This is a genomic window from Staphylococcus sp. HMSC62A08, from assembly GCF_001839105.1.
GTDB lineage: Bacteria > Bacillota > Bacilli > Staphylococcales > Staphylococcaceae > Staphylococcus > Staphylococcus caprae.
In genome coordinates, this window is the sequence record NZ_KV840027.1 from 253,259 (window position 1) to 275,879 (window position 22,621).

The following is a 22,621-nucleotide window of genomic DNA, read 5'->3' on the forward strand; positions in this document are numbered from 1 at the left end:
ACTTTAATTATTTTCATGAAATTAAATACCTTTATTTCGCTAATCATTACTTCAATGATTACTGCGTTACTACTTGGTATGCCACTTAATAAAATTATGGAAACCATTGAAAATGGTATGGGGAGTACATTAGGACACATTGCATTAATCTTTGGGTTAGGTGCGATTCTCGGTAAACTGCTTGCCGATGGCGGTGGCGCAACACGAATTGCTGACACGCTGATTACAAAGTTTGGACAGAAACACGTGCAATGGGCAATGCTTATTGCTGCCTTTATCGTCGGTATTGCACTGTTCTTTGAAGTGGGATTAGTATTACTTATTCCGCTTGTATTCACAGTAGCTAAACGTGCGAATGTTTCAATCTTGAAACTTGGACTACCAATGGTGACAGCTTTATCAGTGACACATGGTTTCTTACCACCACATCCAGGTCCAGTGGTTATCGCTAAAGAACTTAAAGCAAATATTGGTGAAGTCTTACTTTACGGTATGATCATCGCTATCCCAGTTACACTGATTGCAGGTCCTTTCTTTAACCGCATGGCTCAGAAGATGATACCTAGTGCTTATACTCGTGAAGGAGACATTTCATCTCTTGGCACACAAAAAGAATTCAAAGAAGAAGAAATGCCAAGTTTCGGCATCAGCTTATTAACAGCTATTTTACCAGTGATCCTTATGCTTATTTCAACTATTGTTCAACTTGTCACAGGTCATGAAAAGCCAACAAACTGGTTTGAACAAGTGATTTACCTCATTGGTACAGCTGGAACAGCAATGTTAATCGCAGTTATCTTTGCTATCTTTACAATGGGTATTATGAGACATCATAAAATGGAAGACATCATGTCTTCAGTAACCAATGCTATTTATCCAATAGGCATGATGCTCCTTATCATTGGCGGTGGTGGTACATTCAAACAAGTACTTATTGATGGCGGCGTTGGTGATACAATCGCTAAAATGTTCGAAGGTTCACACATGTCACCTATATTACTTGCTTGGATTGTCGCAGCAGTGTTGCGTATCGCACTTGGTTCAGCAACAGTTGCTGCCGTTTCAACTACAGGTATCGTATTACCATTACTCCATCACTCAGATGCGAACGTCGCACTTGTCGTACTCGCTATCGGTGCAGGTAGTGTCATCTTATCTCATGTGAATGACGCAGGCTTCTGGATGTTTAGAGAATACTTTGGCCTTACGATTAAAGAGACCTTCTTAACATGGTCATTATTAGAAACTATTATTTCAGTATCAGGCATTATCTTTATCCTATTTATTAGTTTATTTGTATAAAAACAAGTCGAGGTCGGGACAAAAGTGTTTAGGATTTGAGCAGAACCGAACGATGAGCAAAATTGTTTCTCAAATTTTGTCGAATTGTGAGTGTTACAGCCGAAAATCCTGCTTTTGGGACGCCGTTAATTGGTTTCCCAGAGCACAAACTATAAAGGTCCCGACCTCGTGTTTTTATATGTTAAATTTCAATATTCTCATTTATTAAACACCACTACAATTACTATGAAAGCATTTTAAATAATGATAAACTTTACAATGAATGCGATACATAACATTGATAAAGGGGTTTGAATATTGAGACAAATTAAAAAAGCAATCATACCTGCTGCTGGGTTAGGTACACGTTTCTTACCAGCAACGAAGGCAATGCCTAAAGAAATGCTTCCAATTTTAGATAAACCAACAATTCAGTACATAGTGGAAGAAGCATCTCGTGCAGGCATCGAGGATATTATTATCGTTACAGGTAAACATAAACGTGCAATCGAAGACCATTTTGACAATCAAAAAGAACTAGAAATGGTACTTGAAGAAAAAGGTAAAACTGAATTACTAGAAAAAGTACAATATTCAACAGAATTAGCTAATATTTTTTATGTACGTCAAAAAGAACAAAAAGGTTTAGGACATGCAATATACTCAGCACGTCAATTTATTGGTGATGAACCATTTGCGGTTCTTCTAGGTGACGATATTGTTGAATCCGACACACCTGCGATTAAACAGTTAATGGAAGTTTATGAAGAAACTGGCAACTCTGTTATTGGTGTCCAAGAAGTCCCTGAATCTGACACGCATAGATATGGTATTATAGACCCACTTTCAAAAGAAGGGCGACGTTACGAAGTTAAAAAGTTTGTGGAGAAACCTAAACAAGGTACTGCACCATCTAACTTAGCAATTATGGGACGCTATGTATTAACACCTGAAATATTTGATTATCTTAAAACACAGAAAAAAGGCGCAGGTAATGAAATTCAACTTACTGACGCCATCGAACGTATGAACAATGATCATCAAGTATTTGCATATGACTTTATCGGCAACCGATACGATGTTGGTGAGAAACTAGGCTTTGTCAAGACAACTATAGAATACGCACTTAAAGATGAGAGTATGAAAGATGAACTGAAACGTTTCTTAAAAGAGTTAGATAATAAATAACATAAAGAGGCACGCAGAAAATTAACATTCTGCGTGCCTTTGTTATGCGTTAATTTAAAACTTCAACAAAATTAATGTTAGCAGTAATGTAGTAGCCGTCTACTGTTTTTAATCTTGGAGTAAAGTTTTTTGTATAATCAATATCAATAATATTTAATTGTTCATTAGGTTGCATCGTTCGAATCGGTTCATTTTTGAAGGTAACATCAGTATATAGTTTACACTTCTTCAATATTCTAATTCTTTTAGGAATAGTAGAAACGTATCCATCTTTCTTTTGTAATTCGGTAGGATTTACGAAATTTACATTAGCAGTAATAAAATGATTATCTTTTGTAATTAATCTTGGTGTCCCTTTAGATGTTTGGCCCATTCCAGAAATAGCAACCAAACTACCTTTACTAATTGAATTAAATTCCTCTTTGAAATCTGCATCCATATAACTTTTTATAGATTTTGTAGTAATGACATAATTAGGTGCCTCGCTTAAATATTTATTTACTTTCGTTTCTTTAGTAGACGTATTGGAACCTTTAGTGTCTTTAGATTCTTTATTTTGACTATTTACAAATTCTAATTTAAAGTTTTGACGTTTTAAATTTACTTTGTCGTTGAAGTTTGGATAAGTAGCAAAGACGAGTGCTGATTTATGATGATTAAATTGAACTGCAATATTAAAGTCGTATTTATAAAAGTTAATGTCTTCAGACTTTATATAAATGTAGTTGTCCTTAAGTTCATAATTGATTTTCTTAGAATATCTTTCATCATGAATTTTTATTAATTCTACATATTCAATTTCTACATCAGCTTTAGTGAACAATTCAATAACTTCATAAAACGTCTCATCTATCATTTCTGTTCCTTTATAAACTGGTATACATTCTTCTTGAAGTTGAATTAAATGATTGAATTTATCAGGATACTTGAGATAAACCATCTTATCTTTAATATATTTTTGTTTACTGGAATCATAAATCATATAATGAATATATTCTTGTAATGCTTTTTTATCTGAATGAAAGAGTTGGTAGATATTTTTGTATTTATCTGTAATGAGTAAATCTTCTATATTAAACCCAGCTTCTTTAATAATAGTTTCCACTTTAGAAAATTGATTAAAGAAGAACGCTTTATCCTCAGATTTTAAGAATGTTTTAGACACTAGAAAACGTTGCATGTAGTCTATCTCAACGATACGACTTAAAATTCCTTCCATAGCTATTTTTGGAATTTCCAAATTGACTATTTGACGAAGTACTTCTAAATTGATTTTAGATTTTTCAATAACATCTGTAGATTTTACTAGTGAAACATTGTCTGTATATCTATTGATATGATACACGGCTGAAGTAGTCATTGATGCACTTTTACTCTTACTTATTAACTCCGCAAAAAATAATTTATCTTCTCCAAATTTCATATGTTGAAATTTAATATCATTATCTATTACTGTAGAGCGCTTGAATATCTTTCCTGGTGGACCTACAGCTCGGAATACTTTGTTGATTTCATAAGGAACTAAACCATTAGCTTCTTGGAAGGAAGCAAAACGAGCTAGTTTAGAAATCGTGTTATCCGTATGCTTAAAGCATTGACCAAAGCCAAAGTCGGCCTCATGTTCAACCATCTGTAAGACTAACTTTGGAAATCCTTTACTGTCTAACCAGTCGTCGGCATCCAATAATGCAATATACTCTCCATTTGCAACCTCGATACCCACATTACGAGGTTGAGATGGACTGCCTGAATTTTCTTCTAATTGAACACACTTAATGAAATCATATTTCTTCTCGTAATACTGCAGAATCTCATATGAACGATCTGAAGAAAGATCATCTACAAATATAGCTTCAATCTGAGTATGATCCATTTCTAAATCAACTAAAGATTGCACACATCTCTCTATAAACGGTTCCTTATTATAAACAGGAACAACAATTGAAATTAATTTACTAATTTTTAACTCCCCCAAAATAAAAATATTACTTGCTATATTTTATTATAAATTAATTGTTATATACAATAATTTGTAACTAGCAAGAAAAAAGTATATTTGATAATTAATAATTTCCAATAAATAGTTTAGCTATATCCAGGATTGATGTAATATAACTATATGATTAGCAACTCTATTATTTGAGAAGTTAAACCAATGCAGTAAAGTAACTTAAAATTAAAAATGATGTGTTACTGAATATTATATTATGTAATTAGAGGTGTTTCTAATCATTTAAATAATCATTTTCTCAGAATTAATAATATTATAGTGAATAAAATCTGCTTTTATATAAGTAATATGTTTCCTGTACATGAATGTAGTAATTTAGTATTATATTTATGTTAATCCTTTTTTGTCCTCTTTCTAATCTTTTTCTAAAATTCATCCCAAAACTTTTAATTATGTCATAAGGAGGTAAAATATGAAAATTGTTTCTTTGTTTTCAGGTATCGGAGGATTTGAAGAAGGTATAAATAATTCCAATCTAAGAACTGAAATTTTATTTGCTTCTGAAATAGATAGATTTGCTCAATTTGCTTATAATGTAAACTTCAAGCACGAACCTGAAGGTGATATAAAAAAATTCATGAATTTTTAATTCCTGACCATGATATTTTGACTGCTGGTTTCCCTTGTCAATCTTTTAGTATAGCGGGTAAACGATTAGGTTTTGAAGATACTAGAGGGACTTTGTTTTTTGATATTGCTAGAATTTTAGAATGGAAAAGACCACAAGTTTTTATTTTGGAAAATGTGAAAAACTTAATCTCTCATGACAATGGCAATACAATTAGAAGAATTGTCAAAGTACTTTCAGAAATGAATAAGAATAAGGACATAAGAAAATTTAACTTTAAGATAGAACAGCAAAATAATAAAAAAATTACAATTGAAGATATCAAAGAAAATGAAGAGCAAGTAGAAGATAAATTTTATTTTACTAAAATTACCTCTAAAGAAATAGAAAAGTTGAATAAAGAAATTTCTGTTAAAAATGATGGAATAATTAAGCTTTTTGATATTCCAAAATATTTACATAACGATAATGAAAGACAAAGACGCGTTTATTCTGTATATGGCCTTGCTCCAACAGTATTAGCCAGAACTGACTCTGCAAAAATATTAGTAGAAAAAAATGGGGATCACTTAATTAGAAAATTGACACCATTAGAATGTTTTAGATTACAAGGTTTTGATGATGAATTTTTTAATAATTTAAAAGAGGCTGGTCTTAGTGATAGTCAATTGTATAAACAAGCTGGCAATGCTGTGACAACATCAGTAATAACAGCTATTTCCAATAAATTAAAAAAAATTTTAGGTGAATAAAAAATGAAATTTATAGATTTGTTTTCAGGTATAGGAGGATTCAGAATCGCTCTTGAAAATAGTAATTGTAAATGTGTGTTTTCAAGTGAAATTGATAAATATGCATGTCAAACATACTCAAAAAATTTTGGAGAGTTTCCTAAAGGAGATATTACCAAAATTGATTTAGATTCAATACCTGACCACGACATCCTTTGTGCTGGTTTTCCTTGTCAACCTTTTAGCCAAGCAGGTAAACGATTAGGTTTTGATGATGCGAGAGGAACATTATTTTTTGAAGTTTTAAAAATCTTAAACTATAAAAAACCAAAAGCATTTATTTTAGAAAATGTTGCCGGAATTGTAAACCATGATGAAGGTAAAACATTAAATATAATTGAAGAATCTTTAAAGGATGTAGGATATAGGTTTAAATGGAAATTATTAAATTCTAAAAATTATGGAGTACCTCAAAATAGAAACAGATGGTATTGCATAGGAATTTTAGAAAACTCTATTGGAAAAATTGAAATTAATTTGGATAATTTATTTCCAAAGGAAAGAAAACTAAGTTTTAGTTTAGATCAAGTTATTACCCCCATCGATAATGATAATTATAATATTAGTGAAATAGCTACTAAAAATATAAAGAAGCATTTAGAAAACTATAAAAGGATGCTTTTAGATTAGCAATTTGGGTAGATGGAACATTAGATGGCAGTGGTAAAGCTGAAAATAGATTCAAACTTGCGAAGATAAAGGAGTACTATCCAAGTGAAACTAAGTTAATTCAAGATTTCCTAGATGCTAACAAAAAAGATTTATTAATTCATTTTATTCAAAAAGGAAGACATAATAGTAAAGTAGATTATTTATATCATGGTACTATTGAAAACGGTGGATGGATCTCTGTAGATCAACTAATTGATTATAATATCAATTATAATTTAGACAGAACTGGAAGATCTCCTGTCTTAACAATTGGGAGAATGAGTATCCAACCTTGGAACCCAGCTTTAAATGGAAATCCTAAATTAGAACATAAAAGAGGTCAATTACAAGTTAAATATACTAAAATGTCTAAAGACTTTGATGATCTGCACATAGCAAATAGTTTGAATAAAGGTACTTACTTAGGCGATAAAGAAGAATTTAATATTTCTCAAATATTTAATAAAAACAAAAATCATAAATTTTGGAAAGTTTTAAAACTCTCTGACAATAATGAAAATTTATATATTGTCAAAGTTTCAAAAAAAGTTAGATCCAAACTTAGCAATAAAAAGGTATTACCCAAAGCAGATGCATATGTTGTTGAAGCCGATCTTTCCAAAAATTATCTATTAGAGAGAGAATTCAATCTCTCTGAAGATAGTATTAAAGAAAAAGAATATAATATTATTGATAGTACTGGAATTTCAGTAAAAAGGGTAGATTCTAAAAGGTATACAATTGCAAAATTTACAATAAATACTTTTGATACATTATTAAAGGAATACGAAAATGGCAAAATGTTATCCCTGGCAGTATTCTTGTCAACTAAAAACTTGAAAGATAATAATAGAATTATTGAAGGAATGGGGTTGAAAGTTAGTGATATTGAAGAATATTTACATAATAAAGAAATAATTAATGAAAAATTAGATATTTTAAGTTATTCTCAAATACAACACATAAAAAATTGTTTAAATGATAAAATTAGAAATATAGTTGAAGAGAATTCTGAAATTAAAAAAGCTATATTTAGTGGTGAAGGTTTGTATGAAGAGCCTTATCCAGCTCATTATATTTTTAAAAGTGGTCAATTAACAGATGAAATATATACTAATTATTCAATAACTAGGGGGTCTGGTCTCAGTAAAGGTAAATATACAATTATCTTTAAGCCTAAAGGTTAGTTAATAAAGAAGTGATGATTTTGTGAAAAGTATCACAAAATACTTTTATTTTACATGAAAAGGTGTAGTATATGAATTGTAAGGAATAAGAAATAAATTTTGGAGTGATGACTATGAGAAATATAATTGAGGATTTAATATTCTCAGATGCAAGTAGTTATGACATTTATGTACACACTGGCGTAAATCAAGGTCTTATTGGAGACCTTAAAGATGGTTATTTAACAATTGACTCAATCCCTTATGTTGACGCCGAAAGATTATATTATTATAGTCTCGAACGTAAATCCCTTGTTACTAGTTAACCTAAGCTATTGATAACTCCCGAAAATGATGAAAACGCGCCTTGCTCTCAAAGAGTAATTGAGGGCAAACATACTCTATATACCCCTAAAATCTAGAATAATGTGTTTGAAGACCACATCTTACTTCCCCGTGAGATGTGGTTTTCACTATGCTTTGTTATTCAATTGAATTTAGATATACAAGGACTTCTACAAATCGAACAAAAAAATAAGGTCATCCGACTCCTGTGGGAACAGGACAAGTCGACAACTTGCATAGCAAGGTTGAGACTGTCCCCACGGAAAGCGTGATGACCTAAAAAATGTTTCATCGAAAACCGTTGCGTGACGCTTGGCGGAGAAGGAAGTGAGAGTGACTACAGGCACGAACCTCCCTCGCAAGAAAGCGTCGCAACAAGATTGAGAGATGTTCATTGAATAATTGAATATACTTATCCTAGCATTTAAACTATTGAACTATTCGACCTCTTGGGTTTTCTTTTTTATCATTTTGTTTAAAGTTCTTTTTAATGCCATTGTATGCATATGTGATATTGAATAACTTATTCTTCGCAGCATCTCTACTCGCAAATGGTAATCTCACATCACTCATTTTCTCAACTGCGCTTCTAAAAGCTTTTTCCTCTTTTTGTCTCTCTTTCAAAGACATATTTAACCATTCTTCTTCAGTAAACAAATCTTCAAAATGAAATTCAAATGCAGTACGATGCTTCATTTCTCTTAATTCTAAAACACGATCATGATAAGACATCTCTTACATTACCTCCCTCTATCTTCTTCATATATGCCCATATATGTAAGTTACATATCTACTTTATAATGATTATTAAGAACATACAATGAAATTATAACACTTTTTAATATAGGTAATCACTTCAATTTTCTAAAGTAACGAAAAGCGTTAAGATGAACTTAACTACGTTGAAATTCATTTTCAGCTATAAAGGAGTCGAACAAAATGGTAGAGTTAAAAAATAAAGTAGCAGTAATTACAGGCGCAGGTAGTGGCATAGGTGAAGCCATCGCGAAGGTCTTAAGCAATAATGGGGTAAGCGTTGCACTTGCCGGACGTAATGAAGATAAATTACAAGCTGTTGCACAACAACTTAACGTCGACACCAAGGTGATTCCAACCGACGTAACGAAAAAAGATAGTGTGGATCAAATGCTACAAGTAGTGAAAGGGCACTTTGGAAAAGTCGATATCGTGGTAAATAGCGCTGGTCAAAGCTTATCTTCAAAGATTACAGATTATGATCTCGAACAGTGGGATACGATGATAGATGTCAATGTGAAAGGTACACTTTATGTGTTACAAGCAGCCTTACCGTACTTATTAAATCAATCAAGTGGACATATTATAAACATTGCTTCAATTTCAGGATTTGAAGTTACAAAATCGAATGCGGTTTATAGTGCAACTAAAGCAGCCGTCCATACAATTACTCAAGCGCTTGAAAAAGAGCTCGCCCGTACAGGTGTCAAAGTGACAAGCATTTCACCAGGTATGGTTAAATCGCCAATGACAGAACATATGGATTTCGGAGATCGTAAGAAGTTAGAAACACGAGATATTGCTGAAGCAGTGGTGTATGCATTGACGCAACCAAGTCATGTAAATGTCAATGAAGTAACGGTTAGACCTGTTTAAGAAAAATGGACACAAGGTCAGAAGCGAAAAATCACAATAGAAAAGATAATGTTAAACTTGAATTGTAAATGTTTAGATTCATTTATTTTACATAAAGGATGGGATTTGAATTGGATAATCGTCAATTTGAGATTTTAGATATGCTTGTTGGATTTAATACTGAAAGTCCTCCAGGTCGTAACACGGATCCACTTCAAGATGAAATTGAATCTTTATTGAGAGATTTAGGGTTTTCAATTCAACGTGAACATTTATATGACAATGATAGTGTGATTGTTGCGACATTGAAAGGTGAAGATTCAAACGCACCGAAGTTGATTCTCAACGGTCATGTAGATGTAGCTTCAGTTGATGATGATCAGTATTGGCAGTATCCTCCTTTTCAATTAACGGAAGTGGATGGCTGGTTATATGGCAGAGGCGTGAGTGATATGAAAGGCGGCATGTCATCATTATTCTATGTTCTAGAAAGGTTAAAACAAGAAGGCCGACAACCTAAAGGTGACATAATCGTACAATCAGTGGTCGGTGAAGAAGTTGGCGAGGCAGGGACCAAACGCGCATGTGAAATAGGTCCTGAAGGCGACTTGGCATTGGTTCTGGATACAAGTGAAAATCAAGCACTAGGCCAAGGTGGCGTGATCACTGGTTGGATTACAGTGAAAAGTAAAAATACGATACACGATGGCGCACGTAGTCAGACGATTCATGCGGGCGGTGGATTATTCGGTGCCAGTGCTATTGAAAAAATGATGAAAGTGATCCAAGCGTTAAACGAACTTGAACGTCATTGGGCTGTGATGAAAGAAAGTCCAGGTATGCCTCCAGGTGCGAATACGATTAATCCAGCAGTGATTGAAGGTGGTCGCCATCCAGCATTTATCGCTGATGAATGTCGTTTATGGATTACGGTTCATTATTTACCTAACGAACGATATGAAGATGTTGTTAAAGAAATTGAAAATGACTTAAATCGCGTGGCAGAAGCGGATATTTGGTTGAGAGAGAATCCACTTGAGTTTGAGTGGGGTGGAGAATCTATGATTGAAGATAAAGGAGAGATCTTCCCAAGCTTTACAGTGCCGGTAGAACATCCAGGCTTTAAACAGTTAGAAAATGCGCATGAACACGTTCATGGTCGTTCATTACAACATGGCATGAGTACGACAGTTACTGATGGCGGTTGGATTGCTCATTTTGATATTCCTACTATATTATATGGTCCAGGTAGTCTAGAAGAGGCACATAGCGTTGATGAAAAGATTGAAAAAAGTGAATTAGAACAGTATAGCAATGTATTATATGAGTTTCTGAAACATTGGTATGAAACGCCTAGTAAATGAGGAAACTATTATTTATGAAGAGAGTGGGATAGAAAATAATTTTGCTAAATTTTATTTCTATCCCGCTCTCGCTTATTAATATTATTTTATAAGGTTATTCATTCTATCTTTTAAATGTATCTCTTAATCTGCTCATCCAACTACCGCCACGTTTTGAACGAACGGGTTGACCTGTTGGCTGAGCAGTCTGCTTTTTTAGCTCTTTACCGTATTTAATTGCTTCTTGCATGAGGTAAGCTTGAGAATTTAATGGCGATAAATTGTTTTGAACATAGTGATAGACACCATTTTCATCTTGGAAACGTCCTTTTTCATTATCTGAAAGTTGCAAGTTCATGTAATTTACTAAACGTTTTCCAATATTTTTATCTTCAACAGGGAATAAGATTTCGACACGTTTAATCATGTTACGTGTCATCACGTCTGCTGATGATAGGTAGATACGTTCATCACCATTATTATGGAAATAATAAATACGTGAATGTTCGAGTAGTCGTCCTACGATGCTTACGACTTCGATATTCTCGCTGATGCCAGGTATACCTGGTTTAAGACAACAAATGCCACGAATGATAAGTTGAATCTTCACGCCGGCTTGAGAAGCTTCAAAGAGCTTTTCAATAATCGTTTTATCGGTGAGTGAATTCATCTTCATCATAATCTTGCCATTTCCATGTTCTAAATGACTACTAATTTCTTTATCGATACGGTCAATAAAGACGTCACGAATATCAAATGGCGCTACAATCAGTTTATTATACTCAGGTTTGATAGAGTAACCACTTAAATAATTAAAGAAATTAATCGCATCTTCAGCAATGTCTTTATTTGTAGTAATCATCCCCATATCTGTATACAGTTTAGCCGTTTTGTCATTATAGTTTCCTGTACCAAGATGTACAAATGATGTTAGCTCTCCACCAATGCGTTTAACGACAAGCGCAATCTTACTATGAGTCTTTAGATGCGTCATACCGTAAATCACGTGGCAACCTGCATCTTCTAACATACGTGCCCAATGAACGTTATTCTCTTCGTCGAAACGTGCTTTCAATTCTACAAGTACAGTGACTTGCTTACCATTTTCAGCAGCTTCCTTCAAACTGTTAATAATCGGTGAATCTTTACTTACACGATATAATGTTTGCTTAATGGCAATGGTGTTTGGATCATCGGCCGCTTCACGTATGAAGTCTACAATAGGTTCAAATGATTCATATGGATGATGGAAGAATATATCTCTTTCTAGAGCCAATTTATAAATATTGTTATTTCCTAAAGATCTCGGTACTTGGGGCGTATATTTCTCATACGTTAGATATTTGAGTTTATTAGAGAGATGGCTCACTAAACCGAATAAAAATGTTAAATCAAGCGGACCATTTAAGAAGTATACGTCATTCTCTTCAACTTCTAATTGGTCAATCAGCCATTCGATATTCTCTCTTTGTGCAGTGCGACCATCGACTTCTAAGCGCACAGCTGAGCCACTTTTACGTTCTTTTAAGAAGCGTTCGATTTCTATCAGTAAATCTTCGGCGCCATCTTCGTGAATCGTCAAATCTGCATTTCTTGTGATTCTGAAGGTAAAAGTATTTAAAACTTCATAACCGGTAAATAGATAGTTGATAAAGTAAGTAATGACATCTTCGACCATTACAACATATTGTTTAGCACCTTCATTAAGTGTTAGAAATCGAGGAATTAATGATGGAATTTGTACGATTGCTGAGTTAATGGCATCTTCAGTATCGATATCGACAAATATGTTTAAACTTTTATTGTTTAATTTTGGAAAAGGGTGATACGCATCAATACCTAATGGTGTAAGTGTAGGTAGAATGCGTGATTTAAACTCTTTTTCTAATCTTTCGATGAGCGTTTCAGATAAACAGTCGGGTTTGACCATTTCAATATCATAATGTCGTAACTCTTCAATCAGTTCATTATAGCGTTGATATTGAGTATGAACATATTCTGTATTTTTTATCTTTATCGCATCAAGTTGTTCTTGAGGCGTCATTTGAGCTTTATTTTCAGGTTTGTCATAGCCTAACTTCACTTGGTCTTTTAAACCAGCTACGCGCACCATAAAGAATTCATCTAAATTCGAACTAAAAATAGAGACGAAATTTAACATTTCGAGTAATGGATTATTCTTATCGTAAGCTTCCTGAAGGACTCTATAGTTAAAATCGAGCCAACTTAACTCCCTGTTATTATAGTACTGTGGTAAATTAATATCCTTTTCTCCCAATTGAGTTTGCATACTCTCAATACACCTCATTATTTAATCTTTGTTCTTGTGTAGTCTAAAAATATCATACGAATTTTAAGATTTTGTAAAGATGATTGCTACTTTCCCCTTTAAAATCTTTTCAATATGTTTCTTCTGCCTATTCGCTTGATACTCTTCAGCAATAGGCTCTCCTTTGTAGTAAACATAGAGCTCGTATTTATCGTCTTTTTTCTCTTTGAGTTTAACTTCTTCTACAAAACTGGTATGTGAGATATTTAACGCGTTTACGAATTTAATAATGCCACCTAAGGCTTGAATGGTATCAACTTCTTTTCCACTGAACCATTGCGTTTCTTTACAGTAAAATTTAAGTAATGATTTATTTTTAAAGCTTGCGAGAAGTGCTAACTTCACACGATCTTTATGAGGGAAACCGTTAATCATTGAATTCGCAATTAAGTAATACGTGTGTGGTGAACTTGAATCTGAATCGATAAAGCTACCTAAGTAATACATATACGCACCTTCAACGAATAAGTGTTTATCATGATCTGTAATTTTCAAATCACTATGTTTTAATAGTTGGTCGAGTAGGGATTGTGCTAATTTTAAGCGACGCTTCGCACTTTCTTCCTCAATGTGATATTCATTGGCTAAATGCTTTAAAGCATCTCTACGTACATGTTCTTTTTTAAATTCATGAGGATGACGTTTGCGAATCAGATTCATGGCAAATCCTTCACGAATACCATTTCTTGAGAAAGTGAATTGTGTCGCATCTATTTTTTTGAAAAGTGTCTTAAACACAGACACGGCAGGTAGAATAATGTCTACGCGATCTCGACTTAAACCGTCTAGATTGGTTAATTCATCGCGAGAACTTTTACGAATGATATCGTAAACTTCATCTATATCCTTTAATGACATGGTATAGTTGTGAACGCCACCGATAGGATAAGAATGTTCAGATTGATGTATACGAGCAACGTTACGTGCTGAGCCACCTACACCTACAAGCGCGATCTCTTGATCTTTCAACCAATCTAATTGATTGAATTGTTCGTATAAGAATTTTTCCATACTTTTAATTGCTGGTTTATCATTATGATCTTTATCCCCGAAGAACTGACGTTTCAATGTGACAACGCCAAATGGGAAGCTATGTGCTTCTTTTAATTTCTTATCTTTAAAAAGTGTCACTTCGGTAGAACCACCACCGATATCAACGGATATACCATTTTCAATATCTGTGGTATGTGAAATCGCATAATAACCATAAAATGCTTCGTCTTCTTCAGGGACGATTTGAATTTCAATATTTAGTTCTTTTTTGATTTGTTTGATAATGTCGTTACTGTTTTTAGATTGACGAATCGCAGCTGTCGCAATAGGATGTAGCTCTTGAACCTTAAATTTGTTAGCAACTTTTTTGAAACTTAAAAGTGCTTCTTTCAAAACGGCAATACCGTCATCATTCATTTCAGTGTCACTGGTCAAATACTGACTTAGACGTGCGGGCGTCTTAATATTTAAGATTTCATTCAAACCCGTTTCTTTAGTGAAACCAAAAATCACAAGTCGAATTGTATTTGAACCAATATCTATTAATCCAATTCTTTCTTCCATCTCTGCCTCCTGTGTTTGATACGGGAAGTTCTAAATACCCCTGTTTAATTTTATTTTACATGATATAGATAAATTGAAAAGATTTTTAAGAAACTTTTTGTTAAAGATTTAATGTAATTTGAGACAATTATAATATTTTAAGCAATATGTATATAAAAAGGAGTAAAGAAGATAGGATGAAGGGCATCATTGTCCGATTAATTTATCGAAGATTTCATACTAGAAGTAAATATAAAAGCGGGCGTGGGAGAGAAATAGCATTGAGCGAAATTAATTTCATCGTCCCACACCCAACTTGCAATGTTTGTAGAATTTCGTAAAAAGAAATTCTCTTTGCTTTACATTTTAATTGGTCCACCTGGTCCAACAGGGATTCCGAGTAAGAACCAAATGAGGGTAAAGGCAATCCAAACAATTGTAAGTGCGATAGAGTACGGCATTAAGCTTGATAGTAATGTGCCGAGCTTCATCTTTTTATCATATTTTTGAGCGTAAGAAAGTAATAAAGGTAAGTATGGCATCATAGGTGTAATAGGATTGGTGATGGAATCACCTACACGATAAATGGCTTGAGTGAATGCAGGGTGGAAGCCGACTAAAATGAGCATCGGTACAAAGATAGGTGCCAAGATACCCCATTTTGCAGAAGCACTACCAACCAACATATTGACCATTGCACTTAAAATAATAATGCCGATAATTAACACAATCCCATTCTGATGTTGTAATAATTTCGCGCCTTTAACCGCCGCAATCACACCCAGATGACTCCATTCTAGAAAGGCAAGTAATTGTGCAGCAAAGAATACAATCACGATAAAGGAACCCATCGAACCTAGAGAATCTGCAATCATGCTACCTAAGTCTTTAGTATTTTTAATTTCTCCACTTAATATGCCGTAAATCGTGCCCGGTACCAAGAACACGACTAATATAATTAATCCCACGCCATTAATGAGTGGCGCATCATCTAACAAACTGCCTGTTTTCGCATTTCTCAAAAAGCTATGTTCAGGTATTGCGCATATAATAAGTAACACGATAAGTACGACAAAACTAATATTTGCAAAGAAGAGCGCTTTATTTTCTTTGGGTGTGATATGTGAAGAGGTTTCTTCTGTATCTTCGTGTGCTTGGCTGTCGTCATATTTTCCTAATCTAGGGATGATCAATTTCGTTGTAACTAAATGAATCGTTGGCAATAGAACGACTACGCTCGCAGCGATGAAGTACCAGTTCATAGCGACATTGGTTTTAATATTTTTGGATACAATGCGTGCGGCTGGATCTGTAAACGAATAGACTAGAGCATCTTGCATGCCTACGACTAAGTTCGCCGCGAATCCTCCAACGGCAGACGCATATGCCATGGCTAAACCTGCAATAGGGTGGTAACCAATCTTTATAAATAACATTGCAGCGAGTGGTGGCAGGATGATTGTTGCTGCATCTCCTGCGGTACTGCCTAATATTCCGATAAGTATAATTGTTGGAACAATCAACTTCTTTGGTGCTCTGTTGACGACTGAAATCATTAATTTATCGAAGTAGCCAGACTTTTCAGCTGCACCGATACCAACCATGACACCTAATACTAAACCGAGTGCTGGGAATTCGGAAAAATTCTTAATCGCGTTGTTCATGATATAAGCAAATCCATCATGACTCAGAATGCTCTTAATGTGAATGGTCTTTCCGTCACCTGGATGTTTGACTGACACATTGAATAAAGAAACAATCCAAGTGATGATTGCGAGCCCTACACACATTAAGAAGAAGAGTACTGCTGGATCAGGTAATTTATTTCCTACAAATTCAACGCCATTTAAAAATTTACTTACAAAAGACTTTTTCTCCTTTGTATTTGCCACCATCAATGACTGCCCCCTTTGTTTAGTTATAACAACCATACCCATATTTGCCATTTTTAGGTAAGAATTTTCTGAAATTTAAAACTTAGCATACAGGATTATTGATGATATGTAAACGTTGCCACTAATTTGATAGTTCATTTTCCGGAAAATGGATATCACATATTAAAGCGTTATCATTGAGATGTCGGCGTTTAAGGTAAATTTAAATGTGGAATATACATTGTAATTAACGAAAAAGTTTCATGTAGAAATCTAAAAATTCGGGAGAGTGACAGATAATGAAACGATTAGAGAACAAAATTGCAGTGGTGACTGGTGCAAGTACAGGTATCGGACGAGGCTCTGCAATGGTATTAGCGAGCGAGGGTGCGCACGTACTAGCTTTAGACATCTCTGATGAGTTGGACAATACGGTGCAAGAAATTAATGACGCAGGTGGACAAGCAACAGCTTACAAAGTAGATATATCTGACGATCAACAAGTGCAACAATTCGCAGATGAGGCGAAAGAGAAATATGGTCGTATTGATGTGATATTTAATAATGCCGGAGTGGATAACGGAGCAGGACGTATTCATGAATACCCAGTAGAGGTGTTCGATAAGATTATGGCAGTAGATATGAGAGGGACGTTCTTAGTCACTAAATTCTTATTACCATTGATGATGGATCATGGCGGTTCTATTATTAATACGGCTTCTTTCTCAGGACAAGCTGCAGACTTATACCGCTCAGGTTATAATGCCGCAAAAGGTGCCGTAATTAACTTTACGAAATCGATTGCGATAGAATATGGTCGTGAAAATATTCGTGCAAATGCGATAGCTCCAGGTACGATAGAAACGCCGCTTGTTGATAACTTGGCAGGTACTTCTGAAGATGAAGCGGGGCGCACATTCCGTGAAAATCAAAAATGGGTGACACCTTTAGGACGATTAGGTACACCAGATGAAGTGGGTAAACTTGTCACATTCTTAGCTTCAGATGATAGTTCATTCATTACAGGTGAAACTATTCGTATCGATGGCGGCGTCATGGCATACACATGGCCAGGAGAAATGCTCAGTGACGACAGTTGGAAAAAATCAACGAAATAATATTATTCTAAAAACTAATTAAGCAAATTGTTAGAATACACTTCTCAAAAGAAGAAACCCATTTGCTTAACTAAGTATTGATGGCGACACGCCTGCAGGAATAGCATGCGTCTTGAGACTACAGGCTCAAGCCATGCCCGCGGCAAGGGAGCTAAGCAATACGCAGTATTGGTATACTAACCTTATATTTAAAAGGATTTGTCTATAGTCAAAACCCCAGTCAATGTTCAGATGACTGGGGTTTATATATGATATTGAATATTGAGTTCTGTAGTTATTGGCCGCAATCTTCACATAGTTTGTATTGTGCGTCAGCCCAATTTGCTAAATGCGTATAACCTTTCAAATCCTTTGCTTTTACTTTAAGTGTCAGTTGTTCCTCTTTACCTATCTCTTTTCCACAATTTGAACATTTCATTGCTCCAAAAATTGATGTTTTTTTATCATCATTTTTAGAAAACATGATTAGCCTCCTTAATCAATTTGAATTACCACATTAATGCTTGATAACTTTCATCATTAAGTGAACGGACAATTTCAGTGATAAGACGGACAGAATTTTCATAGTCATCCGTGTTTAAAACTGAAACATTAGAATGCATGTATCTGAGTGCGACACCTATTGTAATCGTAGGTATACCTTCATTGGCAACATGGATACTACCTGCATCCGTTCCACCACCTGGAGTTGTAGCCCATTGAACAGGAATATTGTGAGCTTGAGCTACCGATTTAATATGTTTACGGAAACCATCGTGGGCAATACTAGTGGCATCCATCATAATCACAAGTGGTCCATCCCCTAATTTACCTTCGTTCTTTTCATTTGTCATACCTGGAACATCGAAGGCCACGCCAACGTCTACTGCGATGGCTAAGTCTGGCTTGATAAGATTGGCCGCAACTTTGGCGCCACGTAAACCAACCTCTTCTTGAACTGTTGCGCCAGCGTATAAGTTAATATCAATGCTTTCATCTTTAAGACGGTTGAGAACGTCTACAGCCAATGCACAACCGTAACGATTGTCGAACGCTTTCGCAGTTAAATATTTCTCATTCGCTAGCGTTTCGAATTCACTATAAGGTGTAATCATATTGCCGAGTGCCACGCCTGCTGCTTCAGCTTCTTCTTTACTTGCCACACCGATATCTATATACATATGTTTAATTTCAACGGGTTTCTTACGTTCTTCAGGTGTAAGTGCATGTGGCGGTTTTGAACCTATGAGACCTCTAATTTCTTTACCATCCTCAGTCGTGATCGTCACTTTTTGAGATAACATCACTTGGTTCCACCAACCACCGATAGGCGTGAAATAAATATAGCCATCTTTATCAATTTGAGTTACGATAAATCCAATTTCGTCTAAGTGGCCGGAAATCATTAAAGATTTTGAGCTATTTTGAGCGTTCTTTTTCCCGAAAATGCCACCCAAATTGTCTTCAATGATGTTATCACTCACAGGTGTTAAATAGTCTTTCATTAATGATTTTACTTGCTGTTCATGTCCAGCAATGCCATTAACATCGGTTAATGACTTGAGTAATGCTTTAGATTCTGGCATAACCATTGCCTCCAATAATAAGTCTTTGAATATAGTATAACATTTGTGAGAATTGCTATTTGTGATTGTGATGTTTTGAATTTAATTTCCCGAAAAAATGAATGGAGTGAATAAGTAACATATTCGAGGGGAAGGTGGTATAATTTATATAAGAAAAATAGACGAGAGAAGGCGACAACAATGAAAAAAGTGATTTCACTTTTAGTAGTGATAGTCTTAAGTACTGTTGCACTTACAGCATGTAGTAAAGAACGTACGAAGACATATGAAGGTGATGTCAATGGTAAGAACGTCATTACATCACTGACATATAAAGATGATGAAGTACTTAAGCAGTCTACGATTGGAACATTGAAGTACGACGATTTAGGAATTGATAAGTCACAGGCGAAAGAGATATTTAAGAAAGATGAGAAAACGTTTAAAGGTCTTAAAGGTGTGACATACAAGGTTGATTATAAAGATCAAAAGGCTGTAGAGCATATTGAAATTGATTATAAAGACGTAGACGTTGATAAATTGAAGAAAAATTTAGGATTTGAGTCTGCTAAGGCTGTTAAAGATGATCATGTGAGTATGCATAAAATTGTTAAACAGCTCAAACGTAATGGTCTAAAAGAAAAAAGTAAAATGAATGATGAAGAATAGGTTATACAATAAACCTATAGTTATAGAAAGAGTGCGATGTTTCAGTTGAATCACCGCACTCTTTTTCTTTTTATTTATGAAATTAATTTAAGTTTATAATCTTTTATTTTTTGTGTAGCACCATCAAGTTCTCTATAAATGATATGATCTGCTGAAATTTCAGTTGGGCTTGTTACGCCGACAGCCGCTGCGATGTTGAACAATCCTTCATGTAAACTTGTCACGTAGTTCGTCACACGGTACTGTTTCTCATCCACAATAAGTGCTTTCTCTTTTTTAGGATCTGTTGTTGCTACGCCTACAGGACATGTATTAAGGTGGCACTGTTGACTCATAATACAACCTACACTAATCATCATGCCTCTTGCGACGTTAACTAAATCTGCACCTAATCCTAATGCGATAGCGATCTTGTCTGGTGTGATTAATTTACCTGAAGCGAAAATTTTAATTTTATCTCTGATACCATACTTTTCTAACATACCTGAAACAATTGGAAGGGCAGTTAGTAAAGGTAAACCAACGCCGTCTTCAAGTTCTTGGAAGGTAGCCCCTGTACCACCTTCGCCACCATCTACAGTGATAAAACTTGGATAAATATCGAGTTCTACCATTGTTTTTACAAGACTTTCGATTTCCTCAACTTTACTTACGACAATTTTAAATCCTGCAGGTTTCTGACCTAAATCTTTAATCTTTTGTACAAAATTAAGTAATTCTTCTGGATTATTAATAAAGTCGAAGCGGTTAGGTGAATTAATTGTTTCGTGTGGTTTAACATTTCTAATTTTAGCGATTTCTTCTGTGACTTTATTGCCTTCCATATGGCCACCACGCGTTTTAGCACCCTGAGCTAATTTTAATTCGAACGCACGAATATTTTTACGATCTGCCAATTGTAAAAACATGTCTTTGTTAAAGCGTCCTTCCTTATCTCTCACGCCGAAAAGTCCAGGCCCAATTTGGAAAATGATATCACCATCACCTTTAAGATGATAATCAGAAAGGCCGCCTTCACCTGTATTCATCCATGTGCCTGCTTTAGATAAGCCTTTAGATAATGCAGTAATGGCATTTTTCCCTAGGGCACCATAACTCATCGCTGATTGACCGACGAGACGTTTAATCTTAAATGGATGTTTGAGCTCAGCTCCTAATACAACTGCATGTTCATCTGATAAGAAGAAAGGATCAATTTCTGATCTTTTTCTGTGTTCATCACGACTAAATAATCTTTCATTTTCTATTTTGTATAAAAATGTTGAAATTAAGTCTGAATTATCGACATGTAATTCAGTTGCTTGGAGTGGAAACATTGTATTTTGTATGTAGAATCCATCTTTATACTCAGTCTGAGTACCATAACTCGTCATTCGAGAGTTATATTTACCTGCAAGCACAATGTGTTTATAATCATTTCTTGAAAATGGTTTTCCTTCATTATCATCAGCGAAGAAATATTGACGTAGTTCAGGACCGACTTTTTCAGAAATATAACGAATACGTCCTAAAACAGGAAAATTTCTAAGTACACTATGTTGATCTTGACCTTTATCTTTAAATAGCCAGATTAACCCTATAATAACGACGCTTAATAGCACAACCATGATAATGATATTGACTATAAATTGCATCGTAGTCAATAAAGACATAAACATTCCCCCTAAAACAATTTATATAGTTTTATGATACAACAATGTATGCGTTTTACAATGAAAGAGAGTAAAATTATTTTAAAAATTAGATTGAAATTATTACTTAAGTACATTTAAATGGTAATGTAATGATAATGGATGATTAGAGGTGAACTATGAATAGGGAACAACAGTCGACAAAGAAAGAGCAACCTGCGCCGTTATGGAGAAGTAATCATATAGTCAAAAAAGACTTCATACTCATACCAGCATTTATCATTTTTCAAAGTATCATACCTATTATCATTGTATTCGGAACACTTGGCGTTACTGCGATGCTTACACAACATGCACCGCCAGAGTGGTTTTATAATCTTTCATTAAGTATCAGTTTTGTACTAGCACAATTTTTAGTCTTATTTTTATTTTATGCCATACATAAACGATATATTGCGGATATTGCACGCCGACAATTTTATTTTGCCAAAAAGCATGTAAATCGCATCGTTATTGTGGTGATGATTGTATTTGTGCTAATGTTACTTATTGAGTGGCTAGTACAATTCTTACCACTGTCATTGAATTATAATGCGACACAATATGAACGTCGCGTGGAAGGCTTATTTTTACATCCTATCGCAATAGGTTTCACATTTATTTCTATGGTTATTTTACGCCCAATGGTTGAAGCGTTGATTTATCGTCATCTTGTTATTCATGAACTAGGTAAGAAATTGAATAAAAAATTAGCGATTGCTGTTTCAATTGTTGCGGAAGCATTGGTTCATGTTTACGATATGGCATCTGTACTTGAATTGTTACCTTATTTGTTAATTGCGAGCGGTGCGACATATATTTATGTGAAATCAGGTGAAAATCTGGCTTCATCATATATTTTTCAGGCGAGCATTCAATTGCTCATTTTTATAGAAATGCTATATAAACATTTTGTCTTATAAAAA

General features: G+C 34.4%; 18 protein-coding genes and 1 pseudogene. 11 read left to right on the top strand and 8 right to left on the bottom strand.

What is annotated here, in order from left to right; all coding sequences use genetic code 11:
- The first annotated feature begins 6 nt into the window (after nucleotides 1-6).
- A complete protein-coding gene (locus HMPREF3264_RS01975) occupies nucleotides 7-1,302 on the top strand; it encodes a gluconate:H+ symporter (protein ID WP_371106820.1) in 1,296 nt (431 codons plus the stop codon).
- Between the two features lie 297 nt (nucleotides 1,303-1,599).
- Nucleotides 1,600-2,469, top strand: coding sequence for a UTP--glucose-1-phosphate uridylyltransferase GalU (galU, locus tag HMPREF3264_RS01980; protein ID WP_002444225.1), 870 nt, complete (start codon nucleotides 1,600-1,602; stop codon nucleotides 2,467-2,469).
- Between the two features lie 49 nt (nucleotides 2,470-2,518).
- On the opposite strand, the gene HMPREF3264_RS01985 is transcribed toward galU, so the two are convergent.
- Nucleotides 2,519-4,444 carry a DUF5776 domain-containing protein gene (locus HMPREF3264_RS01985; protein ID WP_176746800.1) on the bottom strand — a complete coding sequence of 642 codons (1,926 nt, stop codon included), beginning with the start codon at nucleotides 4,442-4,444 and terminating at the stop codon, nucleotides 2,519-2,521.
- 448 nt (nucleotides 4,445-4,892) lie between these two features.
- Here HMPREF3264_RS01985 and dcm point away from each other — a divergent pair.
- The 4 genes and pseudogenes from dcm (at nucleotide 4,893) to HMPREF3264_RS02005 (ending at nucleotide 7,982) form a co-directional block, all read left to right on the top strand.
- A pseudogene (gene dcm, locus HMPREF3264_RS01990) lies at nucleotides 4,893-5,800 on the top strand (DNA (cytosine-5-)-methyltransferase).
- A 3-nt stretch (nucleotides 5,801-5,803) separates the two neighbouring features.
- Nucleotides 5,804-6,469, top strand: coding sequence for a DNA cytosine methyltransferase (locus HMPREF3264_RS01995; RefSeq protein ID WP_070871755.1), 666 nt, complete (start codon nucleotides 5,804-5,806; stop codon nucleotides 6,467-6,469).
- Nucleotides 6,470-6,768: 299 nt separating this feature from the next.
- Nucleotides 6,769-7,677: a hypothetical protein gene (locus tag HMPREF3264_RS02000; protein ID WP_070871756.1), complete on the top strand. Its 909-nt coding sequence runs from the start codon at nucleotides 6,769-6,771 to the stop codon at nucleotides 7,675-7,677.
- A gap of 113 nt (nucleotides 7,678-7,790) precedes the next feature.
- Complete coding sequence (locus tag HMPREF3264_RS02005) at nucleotides 7,791-7,982, top strand: hypothetical protein (RefSeq protein ID WP_037541655.1); 192 nt, start codon at nucleotides 7,791-7,793, stop codon at nucleotides 7,980-7,982.
- Nucleotides 7,983-8,430: 448 nt separating this feature from the next.
- On the opposite strand, the gene HMPREF3264_RS02010 is transcribed toward HMPREF3264_RS02005, so the two are convergent.
- Nucleotides 8,431-8,733, bottom strand: a complete 303-nt coding sequence (locus HMPREF3264_RS02010; RefSeq protein ID WP_002444219.1) for a DUF1413 domain-containing protein — start codon at nucleotides 8,731-8,733, stop codon at nucleotides 8,431-8,433.
- A gap of 207 nt (nucleotides 8,734-8,940) precedes the next feature.
- On the opposite strand from HMPREF3264_RS02010, the gene HMPREF3264_RS02015 reads away from it, so the two are divergent.
- A complete protein-coding gene (locus HMPREF3264_RS02015) occupies nucleotides 8,941-9,633 on the top strand; it encodes an SDR family oxidoreductase (RefSeq protein WP_070871757.1) in 693 nt (230 codons plus the stop codon).
- A gap of 110 nt (nucleotides 9,634-9,743) precedes the next feature.
- Nucleotides 9,744-10,976 (top strand): acetylornithine deacetylase, encoded by a 1,233-nt coding sequence (locus HMPREF3264_RS02020; protein WP_070871758.1) that lies wholly within the window; start codon nucleotides 9,744-9,746, stop codon nucleotides 10,974-10,976.
- A gap of 103 nt (nucleotides 10,977-11,079) precedes the next feature.
- Here HMPREF3264_RS02020 and HMPREF3264_RS02025 read toward each other — a convergent pair whose 3' ends face one another.
- From HMPREF3264_RS02025 to HMPREF3264_RS02035, 3 genes are all read right to left on the bottom strand, one after another.
- Nucleotides 11,080-13,245, bottom strand: a complete 2,166-nt coding sequence (locus HMPREF3264_RS02025) for an RNA degradosome polyphosphate kinase (protein WP_070871759.1) — start codon at nucleotides 13,243-13,245, stop codon at nucleotides 11,080-11,082.
- A gap of 63 nt (nucleotides 13,246-13,308) precedes the next feature.
- Nucleotides 13,309-14,841 (bottom strand): exopolyphosphatase, encoded by a 1,533-nt coding sequence (ppx, locus tag HMPREF3264_RS02030; protein WP_070871760.1) that lies wholly within the window; start codon nucleotides 14,839-14,841, stop codon nucleotides 13,309-13,311.
- Nucleotides 14,842-15,179: 338 nt separating this feature from the next.
- Nucleotides 15,180-16,715 carry an AbgT family transporter gene (locus HMPREF3264_RS02035; protein WP_070871761.1) on the bottom strand — a complete coding sequence of 512 codons (1,536 nt, stop codon included), beginning with the start codon at nucleotides 16,713-16,715 and terminating at the stop codon, nucleotides 15,180-15,182.
- Nucleotides 16,716-16,993: 278 nt separating this feature from the next.
- Here HMPREF3264_RS02035 and HMPREF3264_RS02040 point away from each other — a divergent pair, with 278 nt between their 5' ends.
- The gene (locus HMPREF3264_RS02040) at nucleotides 16,994-17,812 is read left to right on the top strand and encodes an SDR family oxidoreductase (RefSeq protein WP_070830200.1); all 819 of its coding nucleotides are present in this window, start codon (nucleotides 16,994-16,996) and stop codon (nucleotides 17,810-17,812) included.
- Nucleotides 17,813-18,086: 274 nt separating this feature from the next.
- Here the strand turns inward: HMPREF3264_RS02040 and HMPREF3264_RS02045 are convergent, their stop codons facing one another.
- Together HMPREF3264_RS02045 and HMPREF3264_RS02050 are read right to left on the bottom strand one after the other, a co-directional pair.
- A complete protein-coding gene (locus HMPREF3264_RS02045) occupies nucleotides 18,087-18,275 on the bottom strand; it encodes a hypothetical protein (RefSeq protein WP_070871762.1) in 189 nt (62 codons plus the stop codon).
- 25 nt (nucleotides 18,276-18,300) lie between these two features.
- A complete protein-coding gene (locus HMPREF3264_RS02050) occupies nucleotides 18,301-19,377 on the bottom strand; it encodes a M42 family metallopeptidase (protein WP_070871763.1) in 1,077 nt (358 codons plus the stop codon).
- A 180-nt stretch (nucleotides 19,378-19,557) separates the two neighbouring features.
- On the opposite strand from HMPREF3264_RS02050, the gene HMPREF3264_RS02055 reads away from it, so the two are divergent.
- Nucleotides 19,558-20,025, top strand: coding sequence for a YehR family lipoprotein (locus HMPREF3264_RS02055; protein WP_002444202.1), 468 nt, complete (start codon nucleotides 19,558-19,560; stop codon nucleotides 20,023-20,025).
- A gap of 74 nt (nucleotides 20,026-20,099) precedes the next feature.
- Here the strand turns inward: HMPREF3264_RS02055 and HMPREF3264_RS02060 are convergent, their stop codons facing one another.
- Nucleotides 20,100-21,677, bottom strand: coding sequence for an FMN-binding glutamate synthase family protein (locus HMPREF3264_RS02060; protein WP_037541653.1), 1,578 nt, complete (start codon nucleotides 21,675-21,677; stop codon nucleotides 20,100-20,102).
- Between the two features lie 158 nt (nucleotides 21,678-21,835).
- Here HMPREF3264_RS02060 and lnsB point away from each other — a divergent pair, with 158 nt between their 5' ends.
- Entirely contained in the window at nucleotides 21,836-22,618 is a 783-nt protein-coding gene (gene lnsB, locus HMPREF3264_RS02065) for a CPBP family lipoprotein N-acylation protein LnsB (RefSeq protein ID WP_070871764.1), read from the top strand.
- Nucleotides 22,619-22,621 lie beyond the last annotated feature (3 nt).

What these genes read in the sequence shown, in the direction of transcription:
- HMPREF3264_RS01995 (WP_070871755.1), top strand. Translation starts at nt 5,804, where the DNA reads ATGAAATTTATAGATTTGTTTTCAGGTATAGGAGGATTCAGAATCGCT.
- HMPREF3264_RS02000 (WP_070871756.1), top strand. Translation starts at nt 6,769, where the DNA reads ATGAGTATCCAACCTTGGAACCCAGCTTTAAATGGAAATCCTAAATTA.
- HMPREF3264_RS02005 (WP_037541655.1), top strand. Translation starts at nt 7,791, where the DNA reads ATGAGAAATATAATTGAGGATTTAATATTCTCAGATGCAAGTAGTTAT.
- HMPREF3264_RS02010 (WP_002444219.1), bottom strand. Translation starts at nt 8,733, where the DNA reads ATGTCTTATCATGATCGTGTTTTAGAATTAAGAGAAATGAAGCATCGT.
- HMPREF3264_RS02015 (WP_070871757.1), top strand. Translation starts at nt 8,941, where the DNA reads ATGGTAGAGTTAAAAAATAAAGTAGCAGTAATTACAGGCGCAGGTAGT.
- HMPREF3264_RS02025 (WP_070871759.1), bottom strand. Translation starts at nt 13,245, where the DNA reads ATGCAAACTCAATTGGGAGAAAAGGATATTAATTTACCACAGTACTAT.
- ppx (WP_070871760.1), bottom strand. Translation starts at nt 14,841, where the DNA reads ATGGAAGAAAGAATTGGATTAATAGATATTGGTTCAAATACAATTCGA.
- HMPREF3264_RS02035 (WP_070871761.1), bottom strand. Translation starts at nt 16,715, where the DNA reads ATGGTGGCAAATACAAAGGAGAAAAAGTCTTTTGTAAGTAAATTTTTA.
- HMPREF3264_RS02040 (WP_070830200.1), top strand. Translation starts at nt 16,994, where the DNA reads ATGAAACGATTAGAGAACAAAATTGCAGTGGTGACTGGTGCAAGTACA.
- HMPREF3264_RS02045 (WP_070871762.1), bottom strand. Translation starts at nt 18,275, where the DNA reads ATGTTTTCTAAAAATGATGATAAAAAAACATCAATTTTTGGAGCAATG.
- HMPREF3264_RS02050 (WP_070871763.1), bottom strand. Translation starts at nt 19,377, where the DNA reads ATGCCAGAATCTAAAGCATTACTCAAGTCATTAACCGATGTTAATGGC.
- HMPREF3264_RS02055 (WP_002444202.1), top strand. Translation starts at nt 19,558, where the DNA reads ATGAAAAAAGTGATTTCACTTTTAGTAGTGATAGTCTTAAGTACTGTT.
- HMPREF3264_RS02060 (WP_037541653.1), bottom strand. Translation starts at nt 21,677, where the DNA reads ATGTCTTTATTGACTACGATGCAATTTATAGTCAATATCATTATCATG.
- lnsB (WP_070871764.1), top strand. Translation starts at nt 21,836, where the DNA reads ATGAATAGGGAACAACAGTCGACAAAGAAAGAGCAACCTGCGCCGTTA.